Here is a 22,975-nt window from a genome sequence, read left to right on the forward strand (position 1 = left end):
CAGTTTCCTTACTCCGTCCAGCTCATGGGGTAGTTAGGGTCCACAAATTCAAGCGCCTCCTCAGTCAGGTAAAGCGGCCCAAAGGTGTCGAGCATAACTGCCAACTCTTCTGTTTCTTTGGCGCCAATGCTCTTTTCTACAGTGCCCGGGTGAGGGCCATGTGGTAAGCCGCCGGGGTGAAGTGTAAACGAACCTCTTTCAATCCCTTTTCGGCTCATGAAATTACCTTCCACATAGTAGAGCACTTCGTCAGAGTCGATATTGCTGTGGTTATAGGGAGCGGGAATCGACAGCGGGTGATAGTCGAACAGGCGGGGCACGAAGCTGCAGATGACAAAGCCATGGGCCTGGAAGGTTTGATGCACCGGTGGTGGCTGGTGGATGCGCCCGGTAATCGGCTCAAAATCATGAATGCTCAGGGCATAGGGGTACAGAAAGCCATCCCAGCCCACTACATCAAACGGACTGTAGTCGTACACATACTGGTGCAGGTACCCGCCCTTTTTGATCTTCATCAGAAACTCCCCTTTCGCTGAATCGGTGACCGGTTCCGATGGTGGCCTGATGTCCCTTTCGCAGTAGGGCGAATGTTCCAAAAGCTGCCCCAGCTCATTGCGGTAACGCTTCACGGTTTCGACTGGCCCCGCCGACTCGATCACGAGCGTTCTCAAAGGGCCTTCGTCCCATTGCAGCTTATAAATGGTGGTGCGGGGAATGACCACATAGTCGCCTGACGTGATCCTCAGCTTGCCAAATTGAGAAAGCAGCCAGCCGCTGCCGTCATGAATGAAAATAACCTCGTCTGCTTCGGCATTTTTGTAGAAATAGTCCATGCTTCGGCTGCTGGGGTTGCAAAGGGCCATCGACACGTCTTTGTTCTTGAGCAACACCTTGCGGGCCTCCAGCCAGTCGCCGCCAGTAGTGCCAACGCCGGTTGTTTTCAAATGGGTTTGCAGCAGTGGATTGTCCTCCGCAATTTTTGACCCGTACCGAACCGGCTTGCCAACGGACTTCACCCTGGTGGGGGCGTTGATATGGTAAAGGTTAGAGTAAATGCCCGAGAAGCCTTTGGAACTTACCAGCTCTTCTTTGTAGAGGCTGCCATCGGGTTGGCGGAATTGGGTGTGTCGTTTGGGGGGTATTTCGCCCAGTTTATAATAGTAAGCCATCTCATTTAGGGTTAATAGTCAAATTTACATAACAATGCAGGCTTTATAGAGCAAAGGGGTCTTAAGATTTGGGCGTGCTAAGCTGCGCCAAAAAATCATTTCGGAATCCGGAACAGATGAATATGTCCTCAAAGCCGGACAGGCTGTTACTTTTCCTTGATGAAAAGTAACCAAAAATCATCGAAAAATTAACGCACATGCCAAAAGCCCTCATCCGCCGCCATTTTTCGCCCCCCCTCCCAAAAAGGCGCCTCTCAATTTCAACAATGTCTTTTAACCGAAAACATCCGGTAGATTATTTCCAGAGCATAATCAAGACTGCAAAAGTTTGGCAGCACCATCCCAAGCTATTTAACCTATGGCAACGGATACGGCAGCTACTTTGCCGGTAACCAGCAAAACTTTTGTAGTCTACTTAAAAAAAAAGCTGAACCCGACGCTAGTCAGATTCAGCCTTTTGAATTCGGATTCACCCACCCGAAAATTTAATTCTCCAATGCTTTAATTCCTTTCTGCCAACTGCTCGGCCTGGTCAAACAGCGTGAGTGCTTTGATAAAAATTTCGTCGGCCTGGTTGAAGACGGGGAAGAAGCCTTCTTCGCCCCAGTTACTTCGGGCTATCTGCGCTTTCATGTGAATACGCACCAGCTCCTTCGACTTGGCAAAATCCACAGCGTTATATTTCACACCATTTTCCTTCGCCACTTTGTTGAGATCCTCCAGCATTTTGTCGGTCACTTTGAAGTCGTTAAAAAACTCGTCAAAGCCCATTTTCTCAAACTTTTGCTTATTGGCCTCATAGTATTTGAATGTATACTCCCTCAGCGAGTTGCTGGTGTACATCTTGGTCAGGTAACTCGACGTTTCTGTAGTATCTATGGCCACAAAGAAGTCGGGCACTATACCGCCGCCGCCATACACTTTTCTTCCCTTACCTGTGGCGTACTCCAGTGTGTCGTTCACATGGATACTGTCGGCCACGAAGAGCTCACCGTTTTCGTACCTGTCGGCCAGGTCATGCGAATAAGCGTCGTCTTTTCCATCATATGGCTTTTGGATAGAACGGCCGCTTGGTGTGTAGTACCTCGAGATGGTCAGTCTTAGCTCAGCGCCATCGCTCAGGTTGATCGGCATTTGCACCAGGCCTTTGCCGAAAGAGCGGCGGCCAACAATCAGCGCCCGGTCGTTGTCCTGCAGGGCACCGGCCACAATTTCTGAGGCAGAAGCACTTCCCTGGTCAATCATTACCACAACAGGCCCTTTCTCAAAAATTCCTTTTCGCACCGCCCTGTATTCATCGTTGTAGCGGCTTTCCTTTCCTTTGGTGTAAACGATCATATCATCGTCGGCGAGCAACTCGTCGGCCATGTTCACCGCCTTGTCGAGGTAACCACCAGGGTTGCCGGTCAGGTCAAGCACCAGCTTCTTCATGCCCTGGTCAATCAGTTTTTCCATGGCCGCATAAAACTCATCGTAGGTAGTGGCAGTGAAGCGGCTCACCTTGATATAACCCACCTCCTTATTGACCATGTAGGACACATCCACTGATGACTGAGGTATTTTATCCCTGATGATCGTGAAGTCAAGGGGTGCTTTTTTGGAATCTCTGATGATCTGCAATTTCGCTTCCGAGCCTTTTGGTCCACGCAGCTTTTCAAACACCTTTCGGTTGTTCAGACCTATACCGGCAATGTTTTCCCCGTCTACCTTCACAATCTTGTCGCCGGCCTGGAGTCCAACTTTCTCGGATGGGCCGCCGCTGAGTGGCGTAACAACATAGAGTGTGTCTTTGAAAATATTGAATTCAATACCAATGCCCTCGAAGTTGCCCTGCAGCTGAGACTGGGCCAGCACGGCTTCTTCTTTAGGAATGTATACCGTGTGCGGATCCAGTTTCTCCAGCATTTTCACAATCGCCGTTTCTACCAATTCTTCAGAGTCTACATCATCCACATAATTTCTGTCGATATACCCCAGCACCTCTCTGAACTTGAACAGGCTTTTGTTCATATCGCCCGATGGGGTGTCGCTGGTAGTGAAGTTAGCTCCCAGAAGTACGCCAATGGCTACAGCTGAGGTAATGATAATTGGCAAACGGATCGCCCACTTTGAGTTGCTCATAATTTTTTATTTGATCAAGACTTCTGCTTTTTTCCAGCCTGTATTCAATAAAGGTATTGCGTATTGATAACAGTTTAGATTGAAACGCAACTTAATAGCCTTCGGTTATTAATAGCCTTGAAATTTATGCGATTAGTTGATCAATGGCAATGGTAAGTTTTTAATATTCAGCGTTTACACCATCCACCATAATGTGTATATTTGCTTCTTAATCAGAATCAGTAGCGTGAAGCTTGCCCAAAGAACCATTAATTCTATCATCGACGAGAACTTCGTGTTCGCTAAAGTGCTCGACTACTTTGGGGTGGCTTTCTATAAATACTCCGGGCATACCCTGGAAGACCTTTGCAAGGAAAAAAACCTTCCTCTGGACAAAGTGCTCCGCAATATGGAACGCTACAAGCCGCAAAGCCAGTTTGATAAAAACACCATTGCCACCTACCCGGTTGATCTGATTATTGAATACCTGAAGCATTCACACCACATATTCATCAAGCAAAAACTCCCCTATCTGGCTCGCCTTATCAATGGGCTGGATCAGCGATCTGCTGTGAGCAAGACATTGGCCGATGACCTCAAGTTTGTGTTTCCATTGTTTCTGGAAGACTTTATACACCACGTGTACGAGGAAGAGGACACTCTTTTCGCCTACGTTAATTCATTGTATAAAGTACAGCAGGGCACTCTGCCTTCAAGCAAATTGTTCTATATGCTGGAGTCGTACTCTATTCAGGAGGCGGCACTCGATCATGACCATACGGAAGATGAATTGAAAGGCATAAGAGAAATAACCAGCAACTACCAGCATAATCCGAACAATGACCTTCACCTGAAGGTTATTTATGAAGAATTCAAGGCATTTGACAAAGAGTTGATACAACATGCGTCTATTGAGGATGAAGTGCTTTTTCCCAAGGCGCTCATGCTTGAAAAGAGTGTGCAGGAATTGATCAACAGAAAAATCCGCTGGAACTAGCACATGGGGCGTATTCTTGCCATTGACTACGGAGGCAAAAGAACTGGTATAGCCGTCACCGATCCCTTACAATTGATTGCCACATCGCTCGAAATGGTTCGATCGCATGAACTTATCGCCTTTTTGAAGCAATATTTGCAAAAGGAAACGGTGGACGCTTTCGTGGTAGGCATGCCAAAAAAGCTGGATAATACCGACACCAACGGCACACTGCTGGTCAACCGGTTTCTGGTGCAGCTCAAAAAAGAGTTTGCGGAAATGCCCGTTCATTTGATTGATGAGCGCTTCACCTCCAAAATGGCCATGGATACCATGATTGCCGGAGGGATGAAGAAAAAAGACAGAAGAATTAAAGGAAACGTAGATAAAATAAGTGCAGTAATTATACTGCAGTCGTACATGGAGAGTAATAGATTATGATTTACCCTATAGTAGTATATGGTGATCCCGTTTTGAGGAAGAGGGCGGCTGATATAGAGAAGGGATCTGACGTGAAGCAGCTGGTGTTGGATATGTTTGAAACCATGCGCAGTGCCAGCGGCATTGGCCTGGCGGCGCCACAAATTGGCATGTCTATCAGGCTGTTTGTGGTGGATGGATCCCCGCTTGAAGAACCCGAAGTGTCAGGATTCAGGAAGGTGTTCATCAATGCGAAGATTGTAGAAAGAGATGGCAAGCCCATCGTAATGGAGGAAGGCTGCCTGAGCATTCCCGGTGTGAGAGACGACGTGCAACGCCCCAACAGCATAACGGTGAATTACTACGATGAGCACTGGAAAGAATATACCGAGACGTACGAGGGCATGAAGGCCCGTATTATTCAGCATGAGTACGACCACATTGAGGGTGTGCTTTTTACCGACCACCTCACGGCCTTCAAAAAGAGAATAATTAAGAATAAACTTGTGAATATCAGCAGAGGAAAGGTGTCTGCTGACTACCGTTTAAAAATTCCCGTGAAAAGATAACTGCATGACGCCCATTTCCTCGAAGCTGCCAGATGTAGGTACCAGTATTTTCACAGTGATGTCGAAACTGGCGCTGGATGAGGGGGCTGTCAACCTTTCGCAGGGGTTCCCTGATTTCCCTATTTCGGAAGAGCTGGCAGAGGAAGTGATGAAGGCCATGAAGGCCGGTCTGAATCAGTACGCTCCCATGCCTGGCTACCCGCCACTGATGAAGGCCATTTCAGAAAAAGTGCAGCACACCTTTGGCTGGACGCCCGATCCGGCAACGGAAGTAATGGTGACGGCCGGCGCCACCGAGTCGATCGTGTGTGCCATCCTTACCCTGGTACAGGAAGGCGACGAGGTTATTGTGTTTGAGCCGGCTTACGATTCGTACCAACCCTGCATTGCCCTGGCTGGAGGCACAATGGTGCCCATTCCCCTCAATTTTCCGGATTACAGCATTCCGTGGGACCAGGTGGAAGACAGCATTACGCCCCGCACCCGTATGATTGTGGTGAATACACCGCACAACCCTAGTGGCGCCATTCTGGCGGAGAGTGACCTGGAGCAGCTGGAACGCCTGGCCCATAAGCACGGGATTTACATTCTGGGGGATGAGGCCTATGAACACATCATTTTTGAAGGAAAAAAGCACCACAGCCTGCTCTCAAGGCCCAACCTGAAGCCATGGGCCATTGCCGTGTTTTCCTTCGGAAAAACCTTTCATGTGACGGGCTGGAAGATAGGCTACATGGTCACCCATCCTGAGCTGATGGTGGAAATGAAAAAGGTGCATCAGTTCCTAACGTTTAGCGTTAGCACGCCTATGCAGGCTGGCATTGCTGCTTACCTGAGCTCAGGCGATCATTACTCGGGCATTGGCCCCATGTTTCAGAAAAAGCGAGACCTGTTTCTCGATTGTATCAAAGGCACCGACTGGAAACCGCTGGCCAGCCACGGCACGTATTTTCAGGTGATGTCGTATGACGAAATAACAAAAGAGAATGACTACGATCTGGCCATGCGCCTGACCAAAGAAATGAAAGTGGCCAGCATCCCGGTGTCCGTGTTTTATCACAACCGCACCGATCACAAAGTATTGCGATTCTGCTTTGCCAAGCAGGACGAAACCATCATTCAAGGAGCCGAAAAACTATGCAGGATCTTAAAGTAGCCCTCATACAAGCCGATCTTCACTGGGAAAGCATTGAAGCCAACCTCCACATGTTTGAGGAAAAAATATGGAAGATCAGGAACAAACCGGACATCATTGTGCTGCCTGAAATGTTCACCACCGGCTTCAGCATGAAAGCCAAGGAGTTGGCTGAGCCTATGAACAGCAAGACCTTCCGCTGGATGAAGCAGCAGGCAGCGCAGACTCAGGCGGCGATATTTGGCAGCTACATAGTGACTGAAAAGGGCCAGTACTACAACCGCTTCATAGCCATGCTGCCCGATGGCACCCACCATCAGTACGACAAGCGCCACCTGTTTGCGCTCGCTGGAGAAGCCGATGGATTTACCCGGGGCACTGAGCGGCTGATTTTTGAATGGAAGGGCTGGAAAATTTGCCCCATGATCTGTTACGACCTGCGCTTCCCCGTATGGGCCCGCAACAAATGGGAGGACGATACGGCGGCCTTCGACTTGCTGGTGTACATGGCCAACTGGCCAGCACCCAGAACCAATGCCTGGGACACCCTGCTCCAGGCCAGGGCCATTGAAAACTTGTCTTATTGCATAGGCGTTAACCGTATTGGCGTGGACGGCGTAGATGCCGAGTACCTCGGGCATTCGGCTGCGTACAATCACAAAGGTGATGAGTTGGTCTTCAACGAAGGAAAGTCCTGCATACTGGAGGCCAGGCTCAACTACGAGGAAATGGCCGCTTTCAGAAACCGCTTTCCTTTTTACAAAGAGGCGGATGGGTTTGAGGTGAAGTAGCAACCGCTATTCCGACTGCCTGTCCCTGCCACGAGGTTACCATTGGCCTGGTCTGGGTATTGAACAACGGCGGTAAAAGAAGAGGGTTCTGGTTGAGCCCTTGAGAACGAGCAAAACGGATGGACAAAAACCAGATACTTCACCAGATTTTTGAATCACACGACAACTACCTGGCTAAAGAGTCAGCTTCCCTGCAAAAAGTACCTGTAGAAGAGCTTGTTGCTTCCTTTTTCTGCCCCGGGCCTTTTTACTATTATATTTTGGATTCTCCCACGCTCACTTTCGAAAAGGTAAGCAGCACCCTCACAGCCATTTTGGGCATTGATATAACAGGTAAGCCAATAAGCGAACTGGTCAAAATTGTGCACCCCGACGATTTAGATTTTCTTTTGAAGTGCGAGGATTATGTGGCTTATTTCCTCAAAAACAAGGTGGCACCTGAAAAAATGGTGAATTACAAGGTCAGCTACTGCTTCAGGGAAAGGGTAAAAGACGGCACTTACAAGCTGTTCAATATGCAAACTATTACCCTGGCTACTACGACAGAGGGAGCGCTATTGAAAGTGATGGGCGTGCACACCGACATCTCGCATATTACCTCCACCAACAATTACCGGCTGTCGCTCATTGGACTCAATGGAGAGCCGTCCTACCTGAGTATTGACGTTTTTGAAAGAGAGGTTTCAGCCATTCGTTCAACCAAGCCGGTTTTTACCAAAAGAGAGCTTGAGATTGTGAGGTTACTGGGAGAAGGCCTTGCTGTAAAAGAAATCGCAGCAAAGCTTTTTATCGCCGACACCACGGTAACCACCCACAAACGCAATGTGCTCAATAAATCCCATTGCAGAAACACCACGCAGTTGGTGGCCTATTGCCTGAGAAAGGGCCTCTTAACACCAACCGCACCTCCCTCAGGGTCCCTGACGGAGACCCCAGGGGGAGGTGAAGACTTGTGAGTTTCGATTATCCTTTTGGTGTCTCTCGAAGAGGACGCTGAAAGGGTTTATCGTAATGGACTCCCATAGAGTTCCTGGAGGACGTCCCCAAGGGGAGTGAATCACACGTGGAGAATTACAGGTATTTCCGCAAATGCTTCTTGAAATACGCCGCACTGTCGGCAATGCTCTGCATGGAATTGGTGGCGAAGTTGCCGCCCTGCTCCAGGTAGTAATACTCCAGCGCATCGGTGTCGATGGTCGACAACATTTTGATGTAGTCGATGGAGCCGTTGCCCAGCTCGGAGTAATCCTGGGTCACTTTGTCCATGTCTTTGATATGCCACATCACGTAGCGGCCCGGGTTGGCAGCAATAAGTTCAGCGGGAGTTGAGTTGGAAGAGCGCACCACCCAGTACATGTCCATTTGTAATTTGACAAGCTGGGGGTCTGTCTCGCTCAGAATGATGTCATACCCTTTAACACCATTGTGCGGAGCAAACTCGAAATCGTGGTTGTGGTAGGCAAAGCCGAGCCCGGCTGCCTGCACCCGCTCACCCATTTGGTTGAGCTTGTCGGCCAGCAACTTGAAATTGTCGGGTGTGCGGTAGTCTGGTGCCAGCCAGGGCCAGGTGATGTATTTGGCGTCGATCACTTTGGCGCCTTCTATGCACTGGTCGAGGTAGCCGAGCAGCGTGTCCATGGGCTGGTTGAAATACGAAGAAAAATCGTAGTGCCCGCTGGTGGCGGTGAGTTGCAGGTCGTTCAGGAGCTTTTTGAAGTCGGCGGCCTTCATGCCGTAGTAGGTGCCTTTTGCGCCGTCGTAGCCAAAGATTTCCGTGTCCTGATAGCCCAGCGCCATCACCTGCTTCAGGGTGCTGACCGGGTCTTTGGCCATGGCATCTCTGATGGTGAAGAGCTGCAAGCCCATTTTGTATTTTGGCTTCCTGGCTGCTGAAAATCCGGTGAGTGGCACCAGCGCAGCTGCCGACAGCGCACCAGCCGATTTAACAAATGTTCTTCGATTCATCTTCAATTATTGAGGGTGTTTAAGTTTCTCAATTTACCATTAATAGATGGAATCTTGAGGTGTCATTTGTAACAAACTGGTGTGGTGATGGAGTGACTGGGAGTGACATTGCTGCTTTGGTGCTGAGGGTGCAAGCCCGTCGCATGGATATGACGCTGGCAATGACACCTCATTTGATGTTTTCGCTCCATTCCTATATCGAACTCACGTTTGTTAATTGGTCATTAAACTTTTTTTCAAGTTCCGCAGGGTAATGAGTTTTAAAAAAGTCTTTATAAAGCTGTAAGTCTACTTCGTGCAATCTTATTAATGCTTTTTGCTTAAAATTATCTATTACCTCCTGATAAGTCGGCCGTCAAAAGCAGAGACTACTTTCCTCTCCTTTTAAGTTCCACTTGCAAGGTGTTTAGATTCTTCTTGTCTATGTCCGAGAGTAGTGCATTTACGTCAATTGTCCTTCGTTTTCTCTTCAGTTCGCTATTATAGAATTCGAATAGATTAAAGATGGCCTGATAATAAAGTGATTGAAATTTATAATTATGTTTGGCGAACACTAAATTTTTCAATATTCCTAAGTCGCTTTCGCTCAATTTTTCTAAATCTCTTTGTAAAAGGATACTATCAGAATATACTTTAAAAAGGGCTGTTTCAAGTTCTACTGTTTCATTGAAAGGGACTATTCCCCTCACCTGTTTATTTCCATTCTTCTCGTCAATTACTGACGGAACATGAGGCATTCCATCAACTGTAAAGTATTCCATAAGCCTGTAACTGCTCTTAGCCAGGCAAAACCCCTCAATTACAAAGTCTTGGTTTATTATAAATCTGTCAGTAAAAAGAGCTCTCATTTTAGAGTCATAAGAAACAACATTCCTCGCTTCTCCCCACCTATATTTTGGATCGCCACTCTCTGTTACGAAGGAAGGTAGTGCAACTGAATTGACTGACTTTGAGTCAATGTCGAAAACCAAGCGCTGTTCAAGTGCATAGTCACCACTCTCATACACGCCAGTTTGGATTAGTAATTTCTTAGTGCCAGGGAAGATAAAAACTGAAAAAATATCTTCACTATACTTTAGAGTTGCTGCATCAAGTTCCAAAATAATTTCTTGTTTGGAATTCTGTAAATCGTAAGAAACTACTTTTCGCCTCAATTGATTCTGGCCCTTTACCCCGCCGGACACACCAGTTGCGTTGGGTCGAGCATCGGCACCATCCTCATTAGCACGTTGAATCGCAATCAATCTATCATCGATGACCCCAATAAGATCGGCATCAGAGACTGCTAATATCGTGTCAATTCTCGCCGAAAGTAAATTGAGCCTGTTGACCACGATTGCGCTATTATCCCTGCCAGCAAAGAAAAAATAGTCATTATTTGAATTCACTTGTAGTAAGTCGAAATCAATTGAAGGAGCTTCCAATATCAAACTATCATCGTAAACTAGCTGAACTTTTGATAAAGGGTTCTTCTGATATGCAGAAATTTGATGAGAGTTGTCAAACTCTTTCTGAAAAACCAAAGAGTCGACTCTAGTAAAGTCATATACAAAACTTTGAGCGAGCCCATCTACGTTCTGAAGAACGCATAGAAAGAGTAACAAAGTCAACGAATTCTTCATACACTAATACTTATTCGATAAGTAACCAAGATACAAAAAAACTAATGCTTCATTCTTCAACCAGTCATAGGAATCGTAACCTTGCTTAAACCCCACAGAGGCTCCAGCCCCGACAACTATACTTTTAGAATTATCCGAAATATGAAGAGAGTTGTCGTCAAACTTCGAGCTGAATTTGCCTGGGTCATATCGACTATCTCCCTCATGTCTAAATCTGTAACTTGTTGACTCAAAATCATCTGGAAAGCCGGTCTCAATATGAGATGAAGAAACGAAATAGACGGTGTAACCACTATTAATTAAACTCCATATAGCCTCCTCGGTTTTATCATTTCCAATTAATTGAATAAACTTGGTGTCATCGGTGAATGTCTCTCTAACGAGATCCGAACAACTTTTTGGAGGAAATGCGTCTATCCCGAAAACTTTGTTGCTTAGCTCTCGTGCAAAAACGTTGCACCAAGTGGGTTGAGCATTTCTAAAACCAGACAACCTGAATGTCGAAAGTCCTTCCTTTTCATTGACTTGAGAGGATCGAGTTGTCACCTTTCCACTGTGAACGGTAACAGAATACTTTAGATTGCATGCTTCGATGTCACTCTCAAAAACTAGAGGGCTATCATTTGCTTTATTATACTTCCACTCTTTAAACATCATAGGATGCCAGTAAATATCATGTAAATCTTGCCTCATAGTCGTTCCAATTGATGCATCCGATAGACCGGTAAAAGTTGTTTCCGGGTATTTGAAAGTTAAATAGTCATAGTCAATGCTTATTGTCTGAAGATTAACATATTCCTCATTTTCGAGATAAAACAGTTTGCCTAAGTCAGATTCAAGTATTTGAATATCCTCAGAAAGTCCATTTAAAGAATTTATTCTCTTGTATGCGAGAGGCTTTGCGTTCAAATAATCAGCTACGGTATACTGATTCTCAATGCTCACACTAAGTTTTGGTGGGATGATAGGAATTACAGGAAAATACCTAAAACCGTCAGCGAAAAACAAGTCATTGCAGCCTACTCCTTCATTAGGGTAGTTGGAAAGACCTCTCTCAAAGAAATAGTAGTTGAAATCAATACTAGAATATCCTTTGTAGTATTTTTGATCCTCCATTAGAATGGGAGCATTTTGGATGAGTCTTTCCTTAAACTGTTGGTCATAAGCATTTATTATGGCATTCATTCCTTCCGACAGGCAAATCAGTAACGTAGCTTGCTTTTTTATGATCTTTTCAGAAATAAAGTCGCTAACAATCCCCGGTATATGGGCAAGCTTCACTAAATCAGTTGTTGCTAAATGTCTAAATTGGTAATCACCATCAACTTTTTGAAAAAGAAGTAAAATTCGTTTTCTTTTGCCGTTATGCAATTGTGCCCATTTTGAAACATAAATATCTGGATCAACACTGTGCTCTCCAATCAAAGAGAACCTGCCAATGACTTTTGGATCTTGGAGTACAATTTGGATTTCAGTGTCCTGACCTGAAGTTTGAGTTGCGACTGATAAAAAACGGTCGATATCTACTGAAGAAATAATCGCACTCGTAAGCACTTTCTCGTCTTCGCTATTGTTAAAATGAATCAAAAGACTAGAGTCCTCAGCGAAACCATTTAGCGAAGTCAGAAAAAAGAAAGCCAAGAAGGGATAGGTAGTTTTAATCAATTTCGGTGTCTTTTATTATTTTCTCTAATGCAATGCGAATAGTATTGCTCAAAGTATCATTATTAGAAAGAGTGTTAACTTCTAGGGTTGGTCTAAGATCGGTCAAAACCTCCGAGAATATTTTCGGATTGAGTAGACTTGTTAGTGCATCTATTCTTTTCAACATTATTTGTATGGCTCTATCGTTTTTGAACAGTTCGATAAACAGTTCTTCAAAAACATTGGGATTATCAACACTTTCTGATACGATAAATAGATTGCTCATCCCTTCCGTGACATATTCACCATCAACTCCCTCCATAATGAAATAATCCATTCCACTAGATTCTATTTCTGTTCTCAGTTCGTTAGATCTTTCTTCTAGAGTAATTCGATTTTCATCAATTTCAGCCTGGCTATCTGCTACCATTCCAGTAATAACTGCCATAACAATACTATCAAGCATGTCAATTGGAACCAATGGTTTCTTAGTTCGGCTGATCTCGACATCAGCCAGCGCCGCTATTAGCGCACTCACCACTGTTTCTTTGGCCTCGTTGGGGGTGGCGAAGGTGGCGCTGCCCAGCTGCTGCTGGCTGGTGGAGGCGGCAATGGAATCGACTTCGGCCTGGCTGATGCTGAGCAGCTCGTAGACCTGTGACGTTTTGCCCGTCAGCTCCAGGGTGGTGGTGTAGCCCGTTGGAGGGCCATCGGTGGCCACAGGCACAAAGATGATTTTGGCGGCCAGCAGGTTGTCGTTATCAGCCTTATTGATTTTGTTGAGACGCTGCTGCCGGAAGATCCTGGGCCAGAACTCGTCGCTCTCGATATAGCCGATGGTGAGCACCTGGATATTATTGCGCTGCATGAAGCCGTCAGTGAAGGCGGTGAGGCGCTCGTCCTTAGCAATGCGGCCCAGGGCCAGGGAATGCGTGAGCCGGGGCAGGTCAAACAGGCCCTTCATGATGTTGCGGGCTTCGGCCTCCGATATGGTGACATTATCGAGGGTGTCGCCTTCCTGTGGGGAGACTGAAGCCTGCTGGGCATGGCTTTGAGGCACATTTACCAACAGAAGTACCCATAAAATAAGGTAAAATGCAGGGCTATATACCTTCGATATCATGCCAGCGGAGATGAAATTAATAGATGGTATCCCGCTATTTTAAAAAATGATTTATATAAAACCCCTGGTAAAACTGTCTCCATCCGGCTAAAAATAGGTTCTAGGCTGAAATAATATAATGAGATATTAAAATACGTACTTATTTTTTATTTGCAAATAGGGGTTGGTTTTTGAGGAAGAAAGTAGCGATAGAAACGGCCAGCAGTGTTTGGGACAATGATCTTTGCTTTGGTGCGAAGGGCTGGCACCCTTCGCATGGATATGCCGCCCTTACAGGGCTAGGAAGTGGGTAGCCGCAGCAGCATTACCAGTCCCGTTAGGGACGGCATGGCGGTAACGCCAACTGTGCCCAAGAGTAAAGCAGAGCAAGTGCCGTAGGTACGGTATATAGAGTATCGCCTTGGCGGTTTGGTTCGGTGCGAAGGGCTGGCACCCTTCGCATGGGTATCACACTCCGTACGGGCCTCTTCAGGGCTCGAATTCGACCTGCCGCAGCGGCACCACCAGTCCCGTTAGGGACGGCATGGCGGTAACGCCAACTGTGCCCAAGAGTAAAGCAGAGCAAGTGCCGTAGGTACGGTATATGAAGTATCGCCTTGGCGTGGCTGCTTTGGTGCGAAGGGTGACGGCCCATCGCATGGGTATCACACTCCGTACGGGCCCCTTACAAGGCTCGAATTCGACCTGCCATAGCAGCAGCACCAGTCCCGTTAGGGACGGCATGGCGGTAACGCCTGAAACAGAAGAGTAAGAAGAGCGAGTGCCGTAGGTACGGCATATATCGTTCAACGATCATAGGCGCAGTTAGCTTGACTACAACCCTTACCTACACAGCACAGGAAAAGGTGCCTTATCAGGCCTCGGCTGTGGCTCATGGGGATTTCTCCGCTACACTTCGAAATGACGTTGTTATGGAAGGTCTGGCAGAGAGTAACCTCTTTAATTACCCACAAAAAAAATCCCGCACTCTCATGCGGGATTCTAGGTTGGGTTTTTACACCTCTGGTGATTGCTCATTCTTCGTCAGGTTCGTTCGACAATAGGGTGCTTGATAGCTCGGTGTACTTGGTATACCTCACTGTACCCATGTTTTCCCTCATCTCTGCGCTGGGCAAAAAGCTGATCTTGTTGCGCTTGATGCTGTAGTTACCTACTTCATCAGGCGTGTCGTAGCCTTTGCTGCTGATATTCACCCGAAAGCTTCCCAGCTGACCCAGGTTCACTGTGCGACCATTGCGCAGAAACTTGGGTACCAATTCGAGAAAGTTCTCGATCACTGCCATGGCATCGGCGGTGGTCACGGTGCTGCGAGACGATATCTCCCGCACCATTTCTCTCAGTGACACTTCACGCTCTCTGGCGATGCCGGCGTAGTACTTGATTTGTCCTCCCTGCTGGGCACAGGCCATCATCACCACCGGCATTTCTATATGGCTGGAAAAAAGATCGATCAAACATGCCCGTAAAGTGGTAGGGCGGTATAATGGCTTGGTGAGGTAGGGGGTGTTTTAGCCGCAGTTAAAATCTTCTTTGAAACCTGATGCCATTTTTGTTTGTATTATTGAAGCGTCTTTATAAGCTTGAAGGCTTATGTGCTACGCAGGAGCTCATTAGAGCTAGTTGGGGCGCTATTTTTTTAGCAAGTGGCAGATTGCATGATTAGTCTTTTTTCTTTTTGGCAATTCGCTTTATCTCTCTGTCGAAGTCTGATTCAAAATTCTTGTCCTGAACTACCCTGAACTTGTTATACTCCTGTTCAGCCAGTTGTTTGGCTATGGTGGCGGAAATTTTTCCTGCATCTTTCAGTACATGGTAGTCGTTGAATTGCAGGAAAGCGTCTAACCTACCTACCCAATCATTCATTTTCATCGGGTTTTGCCTTTCGGCCTGCAGCTCGGCAAAGTCGAGGTACATGGTCACAATCCTGTTGAGTTCCCGGAGTTCTTTTTCGTTCAGATAATTCTTTGCTACGGACACGTCTGTTTTCAGGACTTTTCCCTGCGGGGCATTCTTCCACGTGGTGAGTCCCATGTATGGCTTGTCGGCATTAGCCCTTTCCTTTATGATTTCTGCCGCTGTGTGGCCGGTGATGGCCCAGTGGAGCTTGTTCTGTACGGTTTTATAGAAGGTTTGGGTGATTTCTGCCCTGGGGTCATAATCTATGCTGCATTGTGCATAGATGTCCGTTATTTTCTGATAGAACCGTCTTTCGCTGGCTCGTATTTCACGAATGCGTTCCAGCAGTTCATCAAAGTAGTCTTTGCCGAAAAGGGTAGAGCCTTGCTTCAGGCGTTGGTCATCCATGGCAAAGCCCTTGATGATGTACTCCCTGAGCACTTTGGTAGCCCAGATACGGAACTGTGTACCCTGGTGGGATTTTACCCTATAACCTACCGATATTATTACATCAAGATTGTAGAAGTTGACTTCATTTTCCTGAGTTTTTCCTTTGATAGCCCCATGCGAACTGGTTGTCCGGAATTTCCGGACAACCAGTTGTTCGTGCAGTTCCCCTTCTTTAAACACATTGTTGATATGTTCACTAATGGTTTGCTTGGCTTTGCCAAAAAGCTCCTGCATTGCTTTCTGAGTCAACCAAACGGTTTCGTCTTGCAGCAGCACATCCACCTTTACATCGCCGCTCTGAGAGACGTAGAGGAGAAACTCGCTTTGACGAGGGGTGAGGTTGTTCGTGTCTTCCATCATTAACGCCTAGGGCCAACTAAGCCTGGTTCGGTAAAAACAAACAAATGCGCATACGTCTTGCCAGCCCTGGTCTTGGGATGTGTCCTAAGCCTAATTTGGCCAGGCGGTGCAATGCCACCTGATTTTTGAAAATAGAGACCTCTTCTGGCTATCTCTTCGCTAATATATTGGATGCTGGCTGTACGGTTTTCGCATGATAGTAAGACGACTGCTATTGCTTCGTGAAGTTTCAAAAGGTTAGTGTGTCCTGAACTCATTGTGACTAGTATTTAAGGGTTTGTCTATTACAATTTCGGAAAAATTTAGCCCATCATCGTCCGAAATTGGCAACAGCGCTACTTTCATTGACCGAATTCTTGCTTTCTCAAACTCCAAGCCTATACTACTATGTTTTGCATCTAGGGAGCCTTCCAGTTCAAGTTCAATTCGGAATAGCCCAAGCTTCGTCATTTCCGCATTTGAAATAGCCAAAAGCAGAATCACCGCACTCAAAATGTTTAAATTCTTCCGAAAGACTCGAAAACCGTGGTCTTCCATAGACTAAATGATTGATTTGTATTCATTCCTTATCGAAATCAATTTAGCTTCTATTTCGATACATTCCTTCCAAAGCTTTTCTGATGAAATTGAGGTATTGTCTAACTGAAGCAATTGAGGTTGGTATCGAGCGAACCTAAAACTATAGTCATTGGATGCGAACTCTGACGGGCTTACGCATATTGAATGTTGTTCGCCTTTCGATGCTCCTCTGGATTTCCGAAACTCCTTAACACTTGAGACTGCCGTTCTGACAATCGCATCTGGCAACACGTGCCTATCTCTTTCTTTTACTCCATCGCTGCTCAAATCGATTAGCAACACATTTTCAAAGGCCCTCTTTCTATTTAGTAATAAAATAGAACATGATACACCAGTTTCATAAAAAATTCTGGCGGGTAAATGAACAACTGCGTCCAGCATATTACGCTCAACTATTTCTTTCCTTAGCTCTTGAACGATAGCAGCATTTGTAAGAAGCCCGTCAGGCACAATTATACCCGCTTGCCCAGATTCTGAAAGGTGATCCAAAACATGAGTCAGATATGAAACTTCCAGCCTATTGGTTTTGAACTTTGCACTAAAGTGTCGGAGGTCTGCCTTCCTTTGATTTGCAAATACGCCGAAGGGCGGGTTCGTTAAAATGATGTCGAAGTTCTCACTGCGTTGTTGGATCTCATCAGGGCTTCTGAACTCAATACTAATATTATCATGGGCCAACAAAAAATTTCTGGCTTTCGAAATCTTTAAGGAAAGGTTATCTCGAGCCTCACCTGCTCCATTGGCACCTTCACCGAGACTATCAATAGCACTATTCAGGAATTGCCCGGATCGGCAATATGGGTCATATATACTATGCTTGCCTTCTATATCGATCAAGGAACGCATTAGGTAAACGATCTCAACCGGAGTTGAAATGAGATGAGGAAGGCGAGTATTTCGGATGAGAATCTCTGTGATTGCCTCAAAACATAAATCGACAGTTGCTGGACTCCAGTTTAAACCTCTGTCATTTTGTTCGAAGAAATGATTCCATATAAACAATATGCGATTGAGCAATTCATCGTCAATTTCCTTAAGACCTCTACCGTCTTCAAACACCACAGAAAGCCCCGGGTGAATCTCGGTTAGGCCATTGATACTATTAGCTATGTGTTCTCTTTGACTAATGTTTCGGTCAAATGGTGGCTCCAAGAAACTATCTTGTATCAAATTGAATTTCGGAGCAAATTTCAGGCAAAGCATTGTAAGGAAAAACTCTGCATAGCTCTCTTCTCTGGCTCCGGCTGACCTTAAAAGATCAGCAGTGGTCTTTAAAAGATGGTCAAAACTTCCTCTAAATGTCATACGTTTCCCTTGGTCAACTTTAATAAATTAAAAATTCCAGATATCATCTCCTTCATTCTTTGAAAAAATGTCTTCTTCTTTTCTATCGGAGGAGAGTTTATGTAAATATTCAAATTGATAGTTACCCTCTGCTGATTTAGACAGACTTGCCCTTTGTTGTTCTTGATATGGTTGTTTACAATATTCAACTTGCCCGGTTGATTAGTTCCCAACAGAAGGCGTTTTTATACTCCTCCCGTTTCTCTATGAGTTCTAGTAATTCCCTTTGCTCCCTCTTCACCAAATCGGCCATAGCAACTATAGATTCCTGCACATGAACCGGAGGAACAGCTACTGGAAGCCCCTCCAAAGCTTTCTTTGTTAATGACGTTATGGTTACACCTGAGGCATTTGCGCTTAAGTAATTGAGCGCAGGCTTTTGGCTTAGAAACCAAGCAAGGTATTTCGGAGAGATTGCTTTCGGATAGGCTTTGATGACAAAAAAGGAAGCGGATGCTATTCTTTTAACATCGTCACCGTCAATTAAAAACGAGGAGAATTTTGTTCCTTTATTAGAGAGAAGGATATCTCCAGGGCGCAAGAGATGATTATTTAGAGATTGGACTTGACTGCCATCAATCATGGTAGGTTCCGCCAATAGCTCACCTTTTTCTATGTCTCTTGGCTGCAATACTGCCACGTCTTCTATGCCATGTTCCGAGGCAATCCGACCCCGAAAGGTATATCCCGTGCGTATTTCGGAGAGAAGATGTAGCTTTGTTATCATACACTATGTTATATATAGAAACAAACATAAGGGAATTATTCCTAACTTCCTATTCTATATACAGTATAGTGTATAACTTCTTTTGTGTTGTATACCTCTAATGATCAAACGCTTGCGCAAGCTATGGGTGATTTTCCAACACATTGGCCTTACCCGGATTAAAAGCGATGTACTCAAAAGACACCTTCAAGCTCGACTTAATAAACTCGATAAATTTCAAATCGGCCTCTGTTGGACTGGGGGTGCCCACGATGATCAAATGCTTGACCTTGGATTTGTTGGCGCTGGAGTGGCAATAATCCAGCAGCTGACCTATGCCCGCACGAACACATTGATGGGCACTATTGAATGGCTTCACTTCATACAGGTAGATGCTTGTTTTACTCTCCCTTATTATGTCAACATAACCTGATTCGGTAATAACAGCGTCCTCAGGGTATAGCTTAAGCAAGTGACGAGCAAAGGAGACCTGAATGATATTGTGGGTCTTTCCTACTATGGTTGAATAGGAGACTGTTCGCTGCTGCGGTTCTACAGATTTCTCATTGATCCTGGTGCGGAGTTCGTCTTCTACCACACTGACCGACTCATCTTGAATGTCAAATGATTCAAGCTGCGAATAGCTTCCGAATATCTGTTCAAAGTGTCCCTTTTCTAATCCAGGGATGATTTCATGAATTGTGTTGGCATAGTTAAGCCCCAATTCCCGCCAAAGGCCTGTTTCCAGGAACTCTACATGGATAATGTGGCCCAGCCCGTCAGGGTCATGTTCGTAGATCTTGCCGTCGACGGCTTTAACCTGCGCATAGGCTGCTATGGTCAGCCGGCCGTAACTGCCGAATGCTTTAATAGCGATGATGTCCCCTTCTTTGAGCCCCAGGAAATATGAAAGTGCCTGCCTACCGGCGTTGAACTTTTCCTGGGTGTTGTCGAGGTGCTTGTCACACCAGTTTTTGATCTTCTGGCGTGAATGCCCGTACAAGTCTCCAAAACCTTCCTCGTTCCAGAAAAACCCTGTGGCAATAACACTTCTTTGCAAAAACTGTGGCAACATATCTGCCCCATTGCCATATTTTGAGCCAATCAGGTAGTAGCTTCGCTCGGCTTTCATGGTCAGGAGATCATAATGCCTGGAGGCAAAGTCGAAGAAATCCTTACCATCTGGCTTTTGAGCCACGAGAAAAGTACTTAGGTCTGAGAAGCGCCCCTTTTCGTAGTTAGGGTGATCGAAATACCGTGCAATAGTGCGCACACTCACCTTTTTGTAAACGGGAAACAACCGATAATTCGAGTATAGAAAAGCAATCTTCCATTTGGTGAGATTATCTAGTTCAATGCCGTCAATAGCCTTGAAATCACCTTGGTCTGAACTGTCTGCAACAGCGATTACGTGACTTTTAATTGTTTCAAATGACTCTCCGGCACTCTGACCATATTTCTTGTACCAGGCGTATTCCCCATCCGTTAAAAAGTCGATGCCGATGATAGGCTTGTCCGACTTCCGTTTCCAAATGCCGAATTTATTGGAGGGCCTGCCCTGTATTCTGCCAAGTGAGTCGGTTTCGAACTCGATCCAGTAGCAGAAGGTGTCTTTGCTGCCAACATTGGAATATTCCTCCAGGGTCATGGAACGAAGGGCGGCCACAGGCCAGCGCTCCAGAAACTCCGCAAGCTTCTGGTGTCTGAATCCGCCGTCATTGGTTTGCAATCCGGGCATAGGCTACGCCGTTTCTTTAGCCACCAGCTCACCCCGAAAGGCCTTCTGGCTCAGGCTGCCATACAAATGCTCCAACTCCTGCAAGCTTTGTTGGTATTGGATTTTGAGGGCTTCTGTTTTTTTCACGATTTGGGCAAATTGGGTTTGGAGTTCAATGGGTGGAACTAGTATATCGAAACTCTCAATTTGCTTGAAATTCAGTCCAGGTTTTGTCTGGCCATAGAAGCTCTTTTTGATTAGGTATTGCCCACAATTTATATCGCTTAAATAGTAGGATAAATAAAGAGGATTGATACCATTAGTCCTTATAAGTGCGACATGTTGACTTATATAAGCTGTCCCGAAATTTTCGGGAACCATAGCAACTCTTCCAATTTTTGAGCCTGTTATTGTGAGGAGTACATCAAACGGTTCAACCTTGGTTCTATTAGCTTCTTGATTATCTGGTGGAATAACAAATGCAGCATCTTCGAAAAAGATATTGTTCATTTGCACGTCCAACGATCTTATAAATCTTTCACCCGTTTTTGAATAATATTTTCCCCAGCCTCTTCCACCACTTGTTAAAAAAGTGGTTAGATCACCTAGTTTGACTTCTTTGTAGCTATTTCGATTTGTTACAGGATTGTCGAAAAAGTTGAAAAAAGTGCTCTTCAAATACTCATTGAGCAAGCGGATGCTCTCTTTGCGCTGAGCGATCAGGTTTTCGGCTTTGCTTAAGAGATCGGCGATGTGGAGTTGGTCGGGTAGCGGGGGAAGAAATAATCTGTAATCAGAGATGTCTTCCTTGTTAAAACCTTGCTGTGCAGCACGTCCACCAATGTTTGTGATGAAATTTTTGAATCTTGGGTTTAAAAGGAAATAATAAAGATACCGTTTATGAATTTTACTCTCGTCTGGAACAGTTTTAATTATTGCAACATTATACGCCCCTTCCAGTCCTGTTAATATTTTACCAACGGAGGCTCCGTATCTGCCTATGAGGATATCATCAGCCTTACACTTATTTAGCTTTTTTCCATCCTTAACAAATTCAATATGCTTATCCTTTCCTTGTGTGAAATCTCTGATTTGCAGCATTCGGACGTAACCTGGAACAGGCTCACTTTTCCATTCATTTTTTGGTGGTTGGGTTCCTCCTTGGAAATTACAAACGTCTCCTATTTTAACTAAAGTCATCACACCAACTCTTTTAATTCAGCCAAACCCTTTTGAATACTCGCTTCAATGATTTCTAATTTCCCAAAAATCACAGCTGGCTTTTCATACACCTCCTCTTCATATACTTCTTCTTTGTACGTGCTCAGGTTCAGGTCGTAGCTGTTCTCTACAAGCTCCTTTTTCGGCACCATGAAGTATTTTTCTGTACGGTCCCCTTTGGCGGCGCTCAGGGTGATACGTTCTTTGTAGCGCTGCACGATGTCGGGCAAATCGCTGTCGGCTATTTTGTTGCGCTTGTCGTCCAGGGTGTAGCCATCGGCCTGCATGTCGTAAAACCAAACGTGGTCGGTTTCGCCGCCTTTAGTAAATACCAAAATGGCTGTGCTTACCCCAGCGTAAGGCTTAAACACCCCACTGGGCACGGCTATTACGGCTTTGAGTTCGGCTTTTTCTATGATCAGCTTTCGCAGGGCTTCAAATGCTTTGCCGCTGTTTTGTATCACCCCACTGGGCACAATCACAGCGGCAGTGCCTCCCATTTTCAGCATATTGAAAATGCGCTCCACAAACAGCAGCTCGGTTTTGGTGGTGGGCAGCTTCAGTCCTTCGTTAATGTCGCCTTTATCGATATTGCCCGTGAAAGGAGGGTTCGCCATAATGATGTCGAACTGACTGTCTTCATTGTAGGTTTTGCTTAGCGTGTCTTTGTAGTCTATTTGCGGCTCGTCTATGCCATGCATCATCAGGTTCATGAGGCCCAGGCGCACCATGGTGGTGTCTATATCGTAGCCAATAAAGCTGCTATCCAGCATGGTTTTTAGCTGCTGGGTGAGCACAGCACTAATGGCGGCCCGCTCAAAGCCGTCTTCGTCTTTGCTCAGTTTGTCAGGGTCTTGCTTGCGCACCAGGTCGGTGAGGATGTATTGATAGGCCCCCAGCAGGAAGCCGCCTGTGCCACAAGCCGGGTCGGCAATGCGCTGGCCTAGCTGTGGTGCCACCAGCTCAGCCATGAGCTTGATGATGTGGCGAGGCGTGCGAAACTGCCCGTTTTTACCTGCCGAGGCAATCTCACTCAGCAGCATCTCATACACATCGCCCTGTATGTCCTGAAAGGAATGCCCGCCTTCGGTGGCGTCTTTTTCAATCTCCCTGAAAATGTCTTCTACAATATTGATGGCCGACACCAGCAAGCTGGCTTTGGGCATGATGAACACTGCATTGGCCATG

Annotated in this window: 22 protein-coding genes; 7 read left to right on the forward strand and 15 right to left on the reverse strand. The window is 45.9% G+C overall.

Translation table 11 applies throughout. From position 1 onward, the window contains the following. Nucleotides 1-8: 8 nt before the first annotated feature. Both GC130_RS01120 and GC130_RS01125 read right to left on the reverse strand, forming a co-directional pair. Entirely contained in the window at nucleotides 9-1,169 is a 1,161-nt protein-coding gene (locus GC130_RS01120) for a homogentisate 1,2-dioxygenase (RefSeq protein WP_151996397.1), read from the reverse strand. A gap of 501 nt (nucleotides 1,170-1,670) precedes the next feature. Continuing rightward, entirely contained in the window at nucleotides 1,671-3,290 is a 1,620-nt protein-coding gene (locus tag GC130_RS01125) for a S41 family peptidase (RefSeq protein WP_151996398.1), read from the reverse strand. 226 nt (nucleotides 3,291-3,516) lie between these two features. Between GC130_RS01125 and GC130_RS01130 the strand changes: the two genes are divergently transcribed. The 6 genes from GC130_RS01130 (at nucleotide 3,517) to GC130_RS01155 (ending at nucleotide 8,116) form a co-directional block, all read left to right on the forward strand. Then, nucleotides 3,517-4,266, forward strand: coding sequence for an iron-sulfur cluster repair di-iron protein (locus tag GC130_RS01130; RefSeq protein ID WP_151996399.1), 750 nt, complete (start codon nucleotides 3,517-3,519; stop codon nucleotides 4,264-4,266). 3 nt (nucleotides 4,267-4,269) lie between these two features. Further along, entirely contained in the window at nucleotides 4,270-4,686 is a 417-nt protein-coding gene (gene ruvX, locus GC130_RS01135; protein WP_151996400.1) for a Holliday junction resolvase RuvX, read from the forward strand. Beyond that, a complete protein-coding gene (def, locus tag GC130_RS01140) occupies nucleotides 4,683-5,234 on the forward strand; it encodes a peptide deformylase (protein ID WP_151996401.1) in 552 nt (183 codons plus the stop codon). The genes ruvX and def overlap by 4 nt, the downstream gene beginning before the upstream one ends. Before the next feature lie 4 nt (nucleotides 5,235-5,238). Continuing rightward, nucleotides 5,239-6,390, forward strand: coding sequence for a methionine aminotransferase (locus GC130_RS01145; RefSeq protein ID WP_151996402.1), 1,152 nt, complete (start codon nucleotides 5,239-5,241; stop codon nucleotides 6,388-6,390). After that, nucleotides 6,372-7,160: an amidohydrolase gene (locus GC130_RS01150; protein WP_151996403.1), complete on the forward strand. Its 789-nt coding sequence runs from the start codon at nucleotides 6,372-6,374 to the stop codon at nucleotides 7,158-7,160. Before GC130_RS01145 ends, GC130_RS01150 begins: the two co-directional genes overlap by 19 nt. Nucleotides 7,161-7,279: 119 nt before the next feature. Beyond that, nucleotides 7,280-8,116: a response regulator transcription factor gene (locus GC130_RS01155; protein WP_151996404.1), complete on the forward strand. Its 837-nt coding sequence runs from the start codon at nucleotides 7,280-7,282 to the stop codon at nucleotides 8,114-8,116. 115 nt (nucleotides 8,117-8,231) lie between these two features. Here GC130_RS01155 and GC130_RS01160 read toward each other — a convergent pair whose 3' ends face one another. From GC130_RS01160 to GC130_RS01175, 4 genes are all read right to left on the reverse strand, one after another. Continuing rightward, the gene (locus GC130_RS01160) at nucleotides 8,232-9,125 is read right to left on the reverse strand and encodes a sugar phosphate isomerase/epimerase (RefSeq protein ID WP_151996405.1); all 894 of its coding nucleotides are present in this window, start codon (nucleotides 9,123-9,125) and stop codon (nucleotides 8,232-8,234) included. 368 nt (nucleotides 9,126-9,493) lie between these two features. Continuing rightward, nucleotides 9,494-10,747, reverse strand: a complete 1,254-nt coding sequence (locus tag GC130_RS01165; RefSeq protein WP_151996406.1) for a YARHG domain-containing protein — start codon at nucleotides 10,745-10,747, stop codon at nucleotides 9,494-9,496. Between the two features lie 3 nt (nucleotides 10,748-10,750). Next, nucleotides 10,751-12,412 (reverse strand): hypothetical protein, encoded by a 1,662-nt coding sequence (locus GC130_RS01170; protein ID WP_151996407.1) that lies wholly within the window; start codon nucleotides 12,410-12,412, stop codon nucleotides 10,751-10,753. Next, nucleotides 12,405-13,514, reverse strand: coding sequence for a hypothetical protein (locus tag GC130_RS01175; RefSeq protein WP_151996408.1), 1,110 nt, complete (start codon nucleotides 13,512-13,514; stop codon nucleotides 12,405-12,407). Before GC130_RS01175 ends, GC130_RS01170 begins: the two co-directional genes overlap by 8 nt. A 170-nt stretch (nucleotides 13,515-13,684) precedes the next feature. On the opposite strand from GC130_RS01175, the gene GC130_RS29040 reads away from it, so the two are divergent. Then, complete coding sequence (locus GC130_RS29040) at nucleotides 13,685-13,807, forward strand: hypothetical protein (protein WP_255471482.1); 123 nt, start codon at nucleotides 13,685-13,687, stop codon at nucleotides 13,805-13,807. A gap of 175 nt (nucleotides 13,808-13,982) precedes the next feature. Here the strand turns inward: GC130_RS29040 and GC130_RS01180 are convergent, their stop codons facing one another. The 9 genes from GC130_RS01180 to GC130_RS01220 all read right to left on the reverse strand — a co-directional run bounded on the left by GC130_RS01180 (nucleotide 13,983) and on the right by GC130_RS01220 (nucleotide 22,974). After that, nucleotides 13,983-14,303 (reverse strand): hypothetical protein, encoded by a 321-nt coding sequence (locus GC130_RS01180; protein ID WP_151996409.1) that lies wholly within the window; start codon nucleotides 14,301-14,303, stop codon nucleotides 13,983-13,985. Nucleotides 14,304-14,527: 224 nt separating this feature from the next. After that, nucleotides 14,528-14,968 (reverse strand): HU family DNA-binding protein, encoded by a 441-nt coding sequence (locus tag GC130_RS01185; protein ID WP_151996410.1) that lies wholly within the window; start codon nucleotides 14,966-14,968, stop codon nucleotides 14,528-14,530. 205 nt (nucleotides 14,969-15,173) lie between these two features. Next, nucleotides 15,174-16,217 (reverse strand): virulence RhuM family protein, encoded by a 1,044-nt coding sequence (locus GC130_RS01190; RefSeq protein ID WP_151996480.1) that lies wholly within the window; start codon nucleotides 16,215-16,217, stop codon nucleotides 15,174-15,176. 240 nt (nucleotides 16,218-16,457) lie between these two features. Further along, on the reverse strand, nucleotides 16,458-16,757 hold the full coding sequence (locus GC130_RS01195) for a hypothetical protein (RefSeq protein WP_151996411.1): 300 nt from the start codon (nucleotides 16,755-16,757) through the stop codon (nucleotides 16,458-16,460). A 3-nt stretch (nucleotides 16,758-16,760) separates the two neighbouring features. Next, on the reverse strand, nucleotides 16,761-18,104 hold the full coding sequence (locus tag GC130_RS01200) for a class I SAM-dependent DNA methyltransferase (protein ID WP_151996412.1): 1,344 nt from the start codon (nucleotides 18,102-18,104) through the stop codon (nucleotides 16,761-16,763). A 184-nt stretch (nucleotides 18,105-18,288) separates the two neighbouring features. Then, on the reverse strand, nucleotides 18,289-18,870 hold the full coding sequence (locus GC130_RS01205; protein WP_151996413.1) for a restriction endonuclease subunit S: 582 nt from the start codon (nucleotides 18,868-18,870) through the stop codon (nucleotides 18,289-18,291). A 121-nt stretch (nucleotides 18,871-18,991) separates the two neighbouring features. Beyond that, nucleotides 18,992-20,587 (reverse strand): hypothetical protein, encoded by a 1,596-nt coding sequence (locus GC130_RS01210; protein ID WP_151996414.1) that lies wholly within the window; start codon nucleotides 20,585-20,587, stop codon nucleotides 18,992-18,994. Nucleotides 20,588-20,590: 3 nt separating this feature from the next. Then, nucleotides 20,591-21,766 carry a restriction endonuclease subunit S gene (locus tag GC130_RS01215; protein WP_151996415.1) on the reverse strand — a complete coding sequence of 392 codons (1,176 nt, stop codon included), beginning with the start codon at nucleotides 21,764-21,766 and terminating at the stop codon, nucleotides 20,591-20,593. After that, nucleotides 21,766-22,974: a class I SAM-dependent DNA methyltransferase gene (locus GC130_RS01220; RefSeq protein ID WP_201568626.1), complete on the reverse strand. Its 1,209-nt coding sequence runs from the start codon at nucleotides 22,972-22,974 to the stop codon at nucleotides 21,766-21,768. Before GC130_RS01220 ends, GC130_RS01215 begins: the two co-directional genes overlap by 1 nt. Between the last annotated feature and the right edge of the window lies 1 nt (nucleotide 22,975).

Source organism: Imperialibacter sp. EC-SDR9, assembly GCF_902498805.1.
In the GTDB taxonomy this organism is placed as follows: domain Bacteria; phylum Bacteroidota; class Bacteroidia; order Cytophagales; family Cyclobacteriaceae; genus Imperialibacter.

What these genes read in the sequence shown, in the direction of transcription:
- GC130_RS01120 (WP_151996397.1), bottom strand. Translation starts at nt 1,169, where the DNA reads ATGGCTTACTATTATAAACTGGGCGAAATACCCCCCAAACGACACACC.
- GC130_RS01125 (WP_151996398.1), bottom strand. Translation starts at nt 3,290, where the DNA reads ATGAGCAACTCAAAGTGGGCGATCCGTTTGCCAATTATCATTACCTCA.
- ruvX (WP_151996400.1), top strand. Translation starts at nt 4,270, where the DNA reads ATGGGGCGTATTCTTGCCATTGACTACGGAGGCAAAAGAACTGGTATA.
- def (WP_151996401.1), top strand. Translation starts at nt 4,683, where the DNA reads ATGATTTACCCTATAGTAGTATATGGTGATCCCGTTTTGAGGAAGAGG.
- GC130_RS01145 (WP_151996402.1), top strand. Translation starts at nt 5,239, where the DNA reads ATGACGCCCATTTCCTCGAAGCTGCCAGATGTAGGTACCAGTATTTTC.
- GC130_RS01150 (WP_151996403.1), top strand. Translation starts at nt 6,372, where the DNA reads ATGCAGGATCTTAAAGTAGCCCTCATACAAGCCGATCTTCACTGGGAA.
- GC130_RS01155 (WP_151996404.1), top strand. Translation starts at nt 7,280, where the DNA reads ATGGACAAAAACCAGATACTTCACCAGATTTTTGAATCACACGACAAC.
- GC130_RS01160 (WP_151996405.1), bottom strand. Translation starts at nt 9,125, where the DNA reads ATGAATCGAAGAACATTTGTTAAATCGGCTGGTGCGCTGTCGGCAGCT.
- GC130_RS01165 (WP_151996406.1), bottom strand. Translation starts at nt 10,747, where the DNA reads ATGAAGAATTCGTTGACTTTGTTACTCTTTCTATGCGTTCTTCAGAAC.
- GC130_RS01175 (WP_151996408.1), bottom strand. Translation starts at nt 13,514, where the DNA reads ATGATATCGAAGGTATATAGCCCTGCATTTTACCTTATTTTATGGGTA.
- GC130_RS01190 (WP_151996480.1), bottom strand. Translation starts at nt 16,217, where the DNA reads ATGGAAGACACGAACAACCTCACCCCTCGTCAAAGCGAGTTTCTCCTC.
- GC130_RS01195 (WP_151996411.1), bottom strand. Translation starts at nt 16,757, where the DNA reads ATGGAAGACCACGGTTTTCGAGTCTTTCGGAAGAATTTAAACATTTTG.
- GC130_RS01200 (WP_151996412.1), bottom strand. Translation starts at nt 18,104, where the DNA reads ATGACATTTAGAGGAAGTTTTGACCATCTTTTAAAGACCACTGCTGAT.
- GC130_RS01205 (WP_151996413.1), bottom strand. Translation starts at nt 18,870, where the DNA reads ATGATAACAAAGCTACATCTTCTCTCCGAAATACGCACGGGATATACC.
- GC130_RS01210 (WP_151996414.1), bottom strand. Translation starts at nt 20,587, where the DNA reads ATGCCCGGATTGCAAACCAATGACGGCGGATTCAGACACCAGAAGCTT.
- GC130_RS01215 (WP_151996415.1), bottom strand. Translation starts at nt 21,766, where the DNA reads ATGACTTTAGTTAAAATAGGAGACGTTTGTAATTTCCAAGGAGGAACC.
- GC130_RS01220 (WP_201568626.1), bottom strand. Translation starts at nt 22,974, where the DNA reads ATGGCCAATGCAGTGTTCATCATGCCCAAAGCCAGCTTGCTGGTGTCG.